Annotated in this window: 10 protein-coding genes; 6 read left to right on the forward strand and 4 right to left on the reverse strand. The window is 61.5% G+C overall.

Annotation, left to right across the window (positions count from 1 at the left end; all coding sequences use genetic code 11):
• Positions 1-42: 42 nt before the first annotated feature.
• The 3 genes from KEM60_RS16145 to KEM60_RS16155 are packed head-to-tail and all read right to left on the reverse strand — an operon-like array spanning position 43 to position 2,755.
• Complete coding sequence (locus tag KEM60_RS16145) at positions 43-675, reverse strand: hypothetical protein (RefSeq protein WP_219232483.1); 633 nt, start codon at positions 673-675, stop codon at positions 43-45.
• Positions 672-1,991, reverse strand: a complete 1,320-nt coding sequence (locus tag KEM60_RS16150) for a hypothetical protein (RefSeq protein WP_219232485.1) — start codon at positions 1,989-1,991, stop codon at positions 672-674. The genes KEM60_RS16145 and KEM60_RS16150 overlap by 4 nt, the downstream gene beginning before the upstream one ends.
• The gene (locus KEM60_RS16155; protein WP_219232487.1) at positions 1,991-2,755 is read right to left on the reverse strand and encodes an ABC transporter ATP-binding protein; all 765 of its coding nucleotides are present in this window, start codon (positions 2,753-2,755) and stop codon (positions 1,991-1,993) included. The genes KEM60_RS16150 and KEM60_RS16155 overlap by 1 nt, the downstream gene beginning before the upstream one ends.
• Before the next feature lie 554 nt (positions 2,756-3,309).
• On the opposite strand from KEM60_RS16155, the gene KEM60_RS16160 reads away from it, so the two are divergent.
• A complete protein-coding gene (locus KEM60_RS16160) occupies positions 3,310-4,518 on the forward strand; it encodes a hypothetical protein (protein ID WP_219232489.1) in 1,209 nt (402 codons plus the stop codon).
• 236 nt (positions 4,519-4,754) lie between these two features.
• Positions 4,755-5,606, forward strand: a complete 852-nt coding sequence (locus KEM60_RS16165) for a hypothetical protein (protein WP_219232491.1) — start codon at positions 4,755-4,757, stop codon at positions 5,604-5,606.
• A 180-nt stretch (positions 5,607-5,786) separates the two neighbouring features.
• Here the strand turns inward: KEM60_RS16165 and KEM60_RS16170 are convergent, their stop codons facing one another.
• Positions 5,787-7,292: a cation:dicarboxylate symporter family transporter gene (locus KEM60_RS16170; RefSeq protein ID WP_219232493.1), complete on the reverse strand. Its 1,506-nt coding sequence runs from the start codon at positions 7,290-7,292 to the stop codon at positions 5,787-5,789.
• Between the two features lie 384 nt (positions 7,293-7,676).
• On the opposite strand from KEM60_RS16170, the gene KEM60_RS16175 reads away from it, so the two are divergent.
• From KEM60_RS16175 to KEM60_RS16190, 4 genes are all read left to right on the forward strand, one after another.
• The gene (locus KEM60_RS16175) at positions 7,677-9,176 is read left to right on the forward strand and encodes an aldehyde dehydrogenase family protein (protein ID WP_219232495.1); all 1,500 of its coding nucleotides are present in this window, start codon (positions 7,677-7,679) and stop codon (positions 9,174-9,176) included.
• Positions 9,177-9,346: 170 nt separating this feature from the next.
• Entirely contained in the window at positions 9,347-9,760 is a 414-nt protein-coding gene (locus tag KEM60_RS16180) for a DUF4234 domain-containing protein (protein ID WP_219232497.1), read from the forward strand.
• 101 nt (positions 9,761-9,861) lie between these two features.
• Positions 9,862-10,638 carry a ferritin gene (locus KEM60_RS16185; RefSeq protein ID WP_255574743.1) on the forward strand — a complete coding sequence of 259 codons (777 nt, stop codon included), beginning with the start codon at positions 9,862-9,864 and terminating at the stop codon, positions 10,636-10,638.
• Between the two features lie 106 nt (positions 10,639-10,744).
• The coding region (locus tag KEM60_RS16190; protein ID WP_219232499.1) for a hypothetical protein at positions 10,745-10,944 on the forward strand (200 nt) is incomplete at its 3' end.

Consider the following 10,944-nt stretch of genomic DNA (forward strand, 5'->3'; position numbering starts at 1 on the left):
TCGCTTCGGTGACCGCCACCACAGGTGTGCAGGACGCCAGCGTCAAGGAAACACCCTTCGCAGAATTCCTCGGGGAAGTCCGGTGGCTATCACTGCGACACTCAGAAAAAGTATGTTGTGCCACCAACCGTCGATAGGGCGGATGCCGGCGGTGAGATGACGGTCCCACAACACCCAGGGAAGATAGCTTTGTAAGACTGGCAACAATGCGCACATCACCCCGCTGATCAGTGGCCCCAGATGTGGCCCAGCACCACGCACTGTCAGCAAACCGATCGCGCAGTACAACGCCCCTGAGGCCATCATCCTGCCCCACATCGGCACATCAGCCTTCGTCGTCAGCAGATGGAGCCGCCACCAGAAGACCGACAACGGGATCTGCGTCCCTAGGACGGCGAGTGTGGTGACGGTGATATGGATCATGCCGCGTGACCAGGGCGGATGCATCGCTAACGGACCCACTCCGTGATGCATGATCGCAGGAAGCACACAGGCAGTGATCATGACGAGGATTTCCCAGGTGGGAATCGGGCGCAGCGGTCGGGAAATCGCGCTGTCCAAGACGATGAAGGGAGAGAGCTGGGTCACGGCGGCGATCAGAGTCGCGACGGCCACCCAGGTCAGGGCTGCCCCGGCTCGGCGGCATTTCAAGGTCAAGACCAACCCGCGGATCATGGCAGACGCATTTTCCCGCAGTACGGGAGGTTGGCGACCTGATCGGCGAGGAAGGCACGCACCTGGTCACGGGACAGGTGCCAAACGCGGTCCTCCACCGACCCCGGGACCACCGAGGGAGGCCGATCAAGATGCCCGACTGTCAGGTAGGCGACGGTCACGGCGGTGAGAGCCGTCCTGGCTGATGCTTCGTCCGTGTACTGCTCTGGCAGTGACGTCCCTTCGTCTGTGTTCTGCATGCAATGCACCATCGGGCCAGCGATGGCGTCATAGACCGTGTTCGACAGCAAGACAGTCTGTTCGCTGCGCGGTGAGACATTGACGTGTGTCACCGTGGGGGCCTTCACCCCAGAACGAGATTCATGGACTTCTCTCACCATGCGCGCACCAGCGAAATTATTCATCTGTTGCACAACCTCTTCGATCTGGGGTCGACTCTTGCGATGTCCTGGCGGCAAACAAACTGTGACTTCAATGCCAGCGGAGGGGAACCCAGAGCACTCTTCGCTCACTGCCGCTTGCTTCACCAACTCCGGTTGCCACGCCCACGCCGTGACCCCAAAAACACCCACCACCGACCCTGCCGCGACCACCCGGAACCACCGCGCTACCCCTGACGTCACCCGCGCCAGGTAGGCCATCACCAGCAGCGTGCTCACAGCCAGGCAAAACATCGTGGAGAACGTCAATACCGCAAGATTCGGCCGGTCCCAGGCCGTCATGTCCCACAACTGCACCGGGCCCAATGCTCCGAGCCAGCGCGCCCCATACATCGGCTGCATGCCCCACCACAACAGCGCCACTCCTACCAGGAGCGCCCAGGCAGGGGAGCGCAGGATCATCCCGGCAGCTACCCCCACCACCGTGTAGCACAGCAGACCCACCAGGCCGTGCAAGACCACCCACAGGTCTAGGCTCCCCGCGGTCGCCGTCCGCCAGGTCCACACCATCTCCGGGAGCACACCCAGCACGTACGCCGACACCCACCACGATGCGGCAGCCGCCGTATGTGCCAGCAGTATTGACGGTGCTGACAGCCCATGCGAGGGCACTTTCCCGGTCAGTGAGGATCGACCCTGAGTCACTCGGCCCGCCCACGCGCAGCCGGCGATCGCCACTATCGGACCGACCAACAGCAGGTGCTCGCGCCATGCTGCTGAAGCGGACGGCCACACGCCGTACATCGAATGCATCGCTGGCTGCGAAGACACCACGTTGACGACTACGACCAGAATGGCTGGAACGGCTAACCAACTCACCCCTGTTGGCCAACCCTGCACCAGCCGCTTCCAGGGAAGTGCAGGTATCCCCTGCATCAGGACATCCCCAACGATTCAACGAACGACTCATAAGCCGCTTCGAGGGGTGACCCGTAATCAGAGGAGATCTGGTGGCCAGTCAAGGTGTCGGCGAAGTCCTCGGTGCGGCCCTGCCACTGCACACCGCCGTTCACGAGCACCGCCACGTGCTCACACATGACTTCGACGTCTTCCAGGAGATGGGTGGCGATCAGTACGCAGCTCACGTCTAACTCTGCGATCGCCCGACGTACGTGTAAACGCTGCGCTGGGTCTAAACCGGCCGTTGGCTCGTCGAGGATCAGCACCGATGGGCGGTGGGCGATTCCGGCAGCGATCAGCAGTCGCTGGCGTTGCCCACCAGAAAGCATGCTGACCCGGTGACGGCGATGCTCGGTTAAACCCACCGCCGACAATGCCACGTCTACGTGCTCATCGAGGTCTGGCGGACGGACGCCGTTCATCCAAGCGATATAGGCCAGAGCGTCGCCGACCCGCAGATGCCCCGGGATGGTGCATCCCTGAGGGACATGCCCGATGACGGCATCGCCCGCGTTGAACCTGATCGTCCCCTGACGAGGCCGCAGATCACCAGTCAGCGCTCGGATCAACGTGGTTTTCCCTGCGCCGTTAGGGCCCAACAGCCCAGTACATCCTGCTGCGACATTCCACGTCAGATCATCTATCACCGGTTTCCGCGAACGTGGATAGCGCAGCTGCAGGTGATCGACACGCACGACGGTCTCCACATCATCACTCTCTGTTTCAACACCCGCACGCATCGATATCACCTGCGCCCTCAATGCTTCATCAACACATTCACTGCGATATGCAGATCTGTACCTTGCCGCACCGGACCGATGTCTCTTTAAAAAGTGCCCGTCCTTCTGTGCTCCCCGCATTGAAAATGCTACCGGTTTACTTTGTCTCAGTGGTCAACACTAAGATCCCACAATAATGTTATGTGGGTCACATCTACTGAGATCTTCCCGGTAACCGTCCTCCGGCAGAGCCGCCTCCTTCTTGGGTGCCTGTGGTGGCATCCATGGAGTGACCACCGCCACAGGCGTGAAGGAAGATCGCCCCATGCTGATGCCCACGAAGGCGATGCGGCAGATTACCATTAACCATCACTCGCGCTCAGGGTCGCGATGAATCATCTGTCAGCTTCAAGTGTCACCGTGAGAGTTGCCTCCCCTTGAAACACTCATCACCTGCGACAGGGGCAAGATGAGGCCATGTCGCCATCTGAGTGGAGATCAGGAGCAGAGTTGCTGGTAGGTATGGCGGGGTCCTTTGGGTGTCCGAGTCGATATTCTCAATTTTCTGAGACGGGATGATTTCATCATGGGCTTGGTGTTTTTACTCAATGTGGGGTAATCGGTTCATCGCCGGATCAGGCCTGTCCCAGGTGGGGAGTTGGGTCAGTCTCTTAGCTATCATTGTAATATTACAAAAAGAATATGGCTCAGCTTCGGTGGTGTGGCTATTTCTGCTGCGCACCGCTGGGCCGGCACTGTTATCTCGCACCGTGACAAGGATGCTAAAGCGCTGTGAGCCGGGGAGCGCATGGGCTGCCGCTCAAGGGCTGCTGTGTTTCCTTCAGTTAAGCCTGTTCATCATCCCAATCAATATCGCGACTATCCTCGTCATAACGGGTATCTCGTGTGTTATTCAAGGGTGCGCCAATACGTGGATGATGAGCTGTGTGACCTGCACTCTGACTGGAGGTGACCGAGAGCGCACCATACGGGCGATGCGCACATCGGCTCATGTCGCATTGGTTGCCGGTCCGGCTCTTGGTGCATATATTCAAGGTCATTACGGCCTGCGAGCGGTTTTTATATTTGATGCGCTGACATTTCTCGCCGCGTTGATGCTCCTGCCCTGGAGGCTTTCCGCTGCTTTATGGAGCCCAGGTCAGCGAGATAAGGGAGGTCCTCGTTGGGTGATCGGTGCGCCTGCTTCGCTGCGGGGATGCGGATGGCTTGCTGATCTCCGTTATGGCTGGCTGACTTTCGGTGTCTTCACTGGACTTCTCAATTGTGTTGAAATGCCGGTCCTCGTGTCCCAGCGGCATCTTTCAACAACGGAAGTAGCTCTGACTATTTCGTTTTTTGGGGTGGGTGGGCTATGTTTCTTCGTGCAGTCATTGATGGGATTGAGTGTTGGCCCAGCATGGCTTCATGCACTTGGATCTGCAGTAGCTTTTATGGGTTGGGCGTCAGTGGAGGGCCTGGCGAGTTCTTTCCTTTTTGCAGTACTCGGTTATATGCTTGCAGCGGCCGGTTCTGGCATCGAGGTGCGGGCGGCCATGATGTTTTCAGAGATCACGGGCGATCCGTCGGATCTTTGGGCTTGGTTTTTTCAGCTCGGTTTTTATGTGAGTCTACTGACTTATCTTGCGGGGCTGATGTACTTTTATGTATGGGCGTCGCCGACATTCCTCATCGTGCTAGCGACGGTCGCCATAGTTCTTTGTGTTGTCTTCCTGCATCGACTCGTGCGTTCGAGTGAGTCTGACCATGTTCGCCTCCGGCCCTGATCCGTCTCTTCATGGTGTCCATTCAATCTCTACGGATGTCTCGGGCGGGCGTGAGCAGGAGCGACTCGTGACGACCGGTTCATGCCAGGGGCTACTGTCTGCGACACGCGGGTAGAGGGTGAGTATGGTCATCGAAACTATCCAGGAGCGAAGCCTGTTCGTCGTAGGGGAACGTGACGGGCGTCGTGTGCGGTGATCCAGTGCGTCGCCGCCGAGCAGAGAGTGAATCACCACCGATGTCTCCCACCACCATGGACGCTTCCCGACCCGGAACGGCTGCTCCTGCCGCACCAGACCTAGAGGCGATGCTGACGCGGGTTGGTGCGCTGTCACGGACCTTCGCGACACGTCGTGGCCCGCACGCCCTCACCGACGCTCGAAGTGAAGCAGCTGGTGACCTCGACGGGATGGTTGTCACTGGCAGTGAGCTCGCTGACGTCGACAGCGGTGCCGCTCGCGCCATGGTGGCAGCGCACGCTCAGATGCGTGGTCTCGACCCGGGCCCGTACGCCGCGTCGTTGGCCTTCCAACGGTATGTCCATCGGATCGCCGGATTGGCGGTAGCAGTGTGGACCACCGAACGTGTTGTCCTAGACCTCCAGGGTGCGACGACGTACATGCTGTTCGTGGATCGCAGCCCAGCTGTCACTGTGATCCCAGAGCCGCGGATCGTCCCCGGGGCAGGGACTGCTGACTTGGTCGACATGATCGTTGACGAGCACCTCCTTCCGGTGGGGCAGGCGTTGCACACGGTGGCGCGGCTGGGCACCGGCAACATGTGGGGCAACATCGCTGCTGGGGTGGCAGCGGCAACCCGGCAACTGTCGAAGACGATGCCAGCGCGTGACCTGCTGCGTGACGCGGAAGAGATCGTTGGTCAACGTGACCGGCTAGCTCGCAGTGGATCTTTCAGGGTGATGATGGGTGCTGATCGGGAACGACTGATGTATGACCGAAACACCTGCTGCCGGTGGTACACCTCCTCCGGGGGGAAAAACTGCGCCTGGTGCTCTCGGCTCAGCCCGGAAGAACGCACTCGCCGTTTCGAAGTCCTCATCGGGGTCCGGCCTGGCGACGTCCCGGACTAAACCCCGCCCGTGGGCGGCTTTCGCGTGTGCACCGGTGCGTTGGGGATCAACCGGCCCCTAAACCCCGCCCGTGGGCGGCTTTTTTCCCGTCGTATGTCGCCCGTGGGCGCAATCGCGTGGGCGGTGAGTCGCCCACGGGCGGCGTACGACGCCGAGGCGTGCGTTTCGTTTTTCCCAGGCCTACGACCGTGGCCGGTCCGGTTCGCGCGTGGGGTCCGGTTCGAGCGCCGAGTCCGGTTCGCGCGTGGGGTCTGCGTGGAGCACGGGGTACGGCGTGGGTTGCAGGTGGTCCGCTGGGTTGACCGGCGCGGGGGGCCGACCGACGATGACGTGGGTGTCTTCAGGGTTGACGGGGTCGCCGTGTTCGTCGGTGATGGTGGCGTAGTCGAAGGGGTCGGCGCCATTGAGGACATTCCGGACTCGTTCTAGGTCAGCGGTGTTGGTCCAGGAGCCGACGAGGATGGTGGCGACGGCGTTGCCGGAGAAGTTGGTCAGTGCGCGGGCTTCGGACATGAAGCGGTCGATGCCGACGATGAGCCCGACACCGTCGAGGAGGTCGGTGCGGTGGGCGGTGAGTCCTCCAGCGAGGGTGGCCAGTCCGGCGCCGGAGACTCCGGCAGCACCTTTGCTGGCGACAATCATGAAGAGCAGCAGACCGATTTGTTCGCTGAGGGAAAGCGGTTTGTTCATGGCGTCGGCGATGAATAGCGCCGACATGGTCAGGTAGATCGCGGTGCCGTCGAGATTGAATGAGTATCCGGTGGGTACGACGATGCCGACGGTGGGTTTGGCGATGCCGAGGTGTTCCATTTTGGCCATGAGGTTTGGTAGGGCCGACTCTGACGAGGAGGTGGCCACGATGAGCAGGTATTCGCGGGCGAGGTATTTCGTCAGTTTCCAGATGTTGACTCGGGTGAAGGCCCACAGGATGGCGCCGAGCACTCCGAAGATGAAGATGATGCAAGTCAGGTAGAACGCTGCCATCAGTTTGAGCATTTCGACGACGGCGGCAGCTCCGGATGTTGCGACGACTCCGGCGATGGCACCGAAGGCTCCGATGGGTGCGGTCCACAGGATCATGATGAGGATCCGGAAGACGAGTTTTTGGATAGCGGCGATGAGGCCGAGGAGGGGCTCAGCTTGGCGGCCCATGCGTTGGATAGCGAAGCCGACGAGGAGGGCGACGAAGAGTGCTTGCAGGACGCTTCCGGCGGTGAGTGCACTCAAGAGGGTGGTGGGGATGATTCCTTGGATGAATTCGATGGTTCCACCGGTGTGTTCGGCTTGTTTGGCGTATTTGTCGCCGGAGCCTTTGATCACGGTGAGGCCTTCGCCGGGTTTGATGAGGTTGCCGACGGCGAGGCCGATGGCTAGGGCGAAGGTCGACATGGTGAGGAAGTAGGCCAGGGCGATGCCGCCGGCGCGTCCGACGGTGGCGGCGGTGCGGATGGATCCGATGCCGAGGACGATGGTGCAGAAGATGACGGGGCCGATCATCATTTTGATGAGTGCGACGAAGATGTCGCCGAGGACTTTCCAGTCTTTCGCGGCTTCGGGGGCGATGAGGCCAAAGGCGATGCCGCCGAGGACGGCGATGATGACGGCGATGTAGAGCCAGTGGGTGCGATCGCGGTGGGGGCGGGCTGGTTCGACGATGACGGGGCCAGGTGGTGCGCTGTGATTCATCAAGACCTTCTCTGGGGCGGATGCGATGGATGGGTCGGTTGTGACTGTGCATTGTGCCGTCCCAGGCAGGCCGTTGGTCCCGTTCCCGGCGGCCAATCCGTTGAGAGGCCGCGACGCTGTTTTCAGTGGGGTTGAGGGGCGGATTGTGGGAATGAGGTCAGCCCTGTCTGATCCGCGGGAGATCGCTGGCAGAGATCTTCGTCACATCGGCTGAATCCCTTCGCCTAGCTTCCAAGGGTCGCGCAGCCATGTTGCTGCAGTTCAGCTGGGGCACAACGCATCTCAAGGGCACAATGGTGCTGACGGCGTGTCGATAACAGCGTATTCACCACCTTGGTTAGGTTGCGCTTTCACCCAATTCCCGCCGACCGGAGGCGCCCACATATGACCCACCACTTCATCGACGGGGCATGGGTGCCCTCCCGAGACGGCCGGACCCGGACGATCATCTGTCCCGCCGACGGCCGTGAGGTCGCTGTCGTCGCCGACGGATCTCCCCACGAGATCACCGCCGCAGTCAGCGCCGCCCGCCGCGCCTTCGATGACGGCCCCTGGCCCCACCTGCCGACGAGCTCGCGCGCCCGACTGCTCCTCGCGCTCGCCGACCGGATCGACAAGGAGGCAGGGGAAATCGCGGCGGCAGAATCCCTCGACACCGGGCGCCGCTATGTGGAATCCCGGATGGACATGGACGACATCGTGAGGGTGTTTCGGCAGGCTGCGGCGGCGGTCAATGTCGATCGAGGACGGGTGGTCGACACCGGCCATGCCGAGATCACGAGCCGCATCGTCTATGAGCCGGTCGGGGTTTGCGCGTTGATCACCCCGTGGAACTGCCCGCTGCTGCAAGTGGCGTCCAAGGTCGCGCCTGCATTGGCCACGGGCAACACGTTCGTGCTCAAACCCAGTGAGCTGACCCCGTCGAGCGCGATGTGGTTGATGCGCGCTATGGATGAGGTGGGTCTGCCGCCAGGGGTGGGCAACATGGTGCTGGGTTCTGGCCCTGTCGTAGGTGCCGCGTTGGCTCGATCCTCGGACGTGGATCTGGTGTCCTTCACCGGCTCCCTGACTACCGGTCGGATGGTGGCGGCAGCGGCTGCTCACACCATCACCCAGGTTGTCTTGCAGCTCGGAGGGAAGAACCCCAACGTCATCTTCGCCGACGCGGATCTCCCTGCCGCGATCGACAATGCCTTGACGGCGGTTTTCTTGGATTCCGGGCAAGTCTGTTCAGCTGGGGCGCGACTCATTGTGGAGGAGTCGGTACATGACGAGGTGGTGGACGAGTTAGTCCGGCGGGCTCAGCTGATCAGGATGGGCGGTCCTTTCGATGATTCGGCACAGACCGGTCCGTTGATCAGCGCCGCTCATCGGGATCGGGTCGAGGCGTACGTCGAGGCTGCCATCGAGGAGGGTGCAGTGTTGCGCACCGGTGGGAGCCGTCCTCAAGGACCGACGTACGACGCTGGTTTCTACTTCTCCCCGACGATCCTGGACGAGTGTCACAGGGGGATGCGCTGTGTTCAGGAGGAATCGGCAGGGCCAGTGCTCACGGTGGAGACGTTCAGCGGTCACACCCGTGCCCAGGCGGAAGAGGCAGCGTTGCAGCTGGCCAATGACACGATCTACGGCCTAGCCGGGGCGGTCTGGTCCCAGGATGTACGTCGGGCTGAACGGATGGCGCGCGGGATGCGCCACGGCACGGTGTGGATCAACGACTATCACCCACACGTCCCCCAGGCTGAGTGGGGTGGGCGCGGCCAGTCAGGGATCGGCCGCGAGTTGGGCGAGGCGGGCCTGGCGGCATACCGGGAGATCAAACACATCTGGCACCACACTTCACCGGCGCCGTCTGGCTGGTTTGGTGCGGCCAGTTCCTCCTGACCAGGGCCCTGGTGGGGTGGGCGTGTAGCGCCGCCACGCAACGTGATCAGCCCTGAGCGGTGGATACACCTGTGAATTGGCTGGAGTTTCTTCCCAGTAGAGGATGGACCGTGCGATGATCCGCGGGCTGTGCTCCGCCGGAGCGCATTTCGTGCTGAGGAGATCTCGACATGTCACAACAGTTCAGCCCGGTGCCCCCGTCGCCGGATTATCCGCCGGTGCTGTACGGCGCTACGGGTCAGATCGGTAAAGTCAGGAGCACCGGGGTTGTCATACTGCTGACAATTGTCACGTTGGGGATCTACCCGCTGGCGTATTACTACATGGTCCACCAGGAGATGAAAGACCACACTGGTGAAGGCATCGGCGGAGGGATCGCCCTGCTCATCGGGATCTTCCTCGTGCCGGTGATCTGGTTTGTCATGCCAGCTGAGGTTGGGCGCTTGTATGAGCGTCGCGGTCAGCAGCCCCCGGTGACCGGCTTGACTGGACTGTGGGTGTTGCTGCCGATCATCGGCGGTTTCGTGTGGCTCTTCAAGGTCAACGGCTGGCTCAACGACTACTGGCGCAGCCTCGGCGCCTGAGACCGTCCACCGGGTCCTGGGGGCGAGGTGGGCGCCCCCAGGACCGTCGCCTTGTCGGTGCCACTCAGATCTTTCGCAGCGCGGGCTCCTACGATGGATCAGTGTCGCGACGTGTGAAACCGAAGAAGAAGTGCTGCGACAGCACTCCACGGTGCAAGCGGTGCCCACTGCGGCTGCTCAAAGAAGGCAATCTCCCCTCCGGGTACACCGTGCACCGTCGTCGACTGGTCAAGGTCGATGACTCCTCGGGCCGCGACGTCCGCGGATCAGATCAGTCTGGTCCACGGCGTAAGAACAGAAAGAAGACATCTTCAGGCAAGGTCGTCGCGGCGGACCAGCTGCGACGCAGGAGGAGTGACGTGTCCCAGTTCAGTGAAAAACTCAACGCCCAGATCGGCCATGAGTTCGAGGCACACCAGCAATACGTCGCGATCGCGGTGCACTACGAATCGTTGACGATGCCGCAGATGGCAGCGTTCTTCTATGCACAAGCCGCAGAAGAACGTGACCACGCGATGATGATGGTGCAGTATCTCCTGGACGTCGATGCCCAGGTTGATATCCCGGCCACGCCGGCACCGACCTGCCGATTCACCGGCGTGGTCGCGCCGATCGAGTTGACGGTTGCCCTGGAAAAACGCGTCACCGGGCAGATCCACGAATTGACTCGGACCGCCCGCGAGGAGACCGACTTTGGCGCCGAGCAGTTCATGCAATGGTTCATCAAGGAGCAGATCGAGGAAGTCTCCACGATGAGTGACCTGCTGACGGTGGTGTCTCGGGAAGGGATCTCCATCAACGACATTGAGCAGTACGTCGCGCGGGAGATGTCCTCACGTGGTAAGGATCCGATGGCTCCGCGCCTGGCTGGCGCCTGATCAACACCACCCGCCACACGCGTTCGTTCCAGAATGAGGGTGGCGCGTTCGGAAAGGCTCAGTAGCCTGGGGCCTCAACACTGTCGTTTCGTGGAGAGGCCCACCGGTGCACGACCATTCCGCCCTCACCGTTGCTCGTGGTCGACGTGTCCTTCGGGAACGGATCAGACCTGCTGCTCATCGCACCGTGGGCGAGGTACGCCTGCGCAGGTTCGATGTCACCGAAGGCGAAGGCGAACCAGTGCCTTTCGCCACGGTCGTGGGACCTGAGGGGCCGCGGTCTCCAGAGTTGTGGTCGCCGGCAGC

Source organism: Austwickia sp. TVS 96-490-7B, from assembly GCF_019331795.1.
Taxonomy (GTDB): Bacteria; Actinomycetota; Actinomycetes; order Actinomycetales; family Dermatophilaceae; genus Austwickia.

What these genes read in the sequence shown, in the direction of transcription:
- KEM60_RS16170 (WP_219232493.1), bottom strand. Translation starts at nt 7,292, where the DNA reads ATGAATCACAGCGCACCACCTGGCCCCGTCATCGTCGAACCAGCCCGC.
- KEM60_RS16160 (WP_219232489.1), top strand. Translation starts at nt 3,310, where the DNA reads ATGATTTCATCATGGGCTTGGTGTTTTTACTCAATGTGGGGTAATCGG.
- KEM60_RS16175 (WP_219232495.1), top strand. Translation starts at nt 7,677, where the DNA reads ATGACCCACCACTTCATCGACGGGGCATGGGTGCCCTCCCGAGACGGC.
- KEM60_RS16150 (WP_219232485.1), bottom strand. Translation starts at nt 1,991, where the DNA reads ATGCAGGGGATACCTGCACTTCCCTGGAAGCGGCTGGTGCAGGGTTGG.
- KEM60_RS16165 (WP_219232491.1), top strand. Translation starts at nt 4,755, where the DNA reads ATGTCTCCCACCACCATGGACGCTTCCCGACCCGGAACGGCTGCTCCT.
- KEM60_RS16145 (WP_219232483.1), bottom strand. Translation starts at nt 675, where the DNA reads ATGATCCGCGGGTTGGTCTTGACCTTGAAATGCCGCCGAGCCGGGGCA.
- KEM60_RS16155 (WP_219232487.1), bottom strand. Translation starts at nt 2,755, where the DNA reads ATGCGTGCGGGTGTTGAAACAGAGAGTGATGATGTGGAGACCGTCGTG.
- KEM60_RS16180 (WP_219232497.1), top strand. Translation starts at nt 9,347, where the DNA reads ATGTCACAACAGTTCAGCCCGGTGCCCCCGTCGCCGGATTATCCGCCG.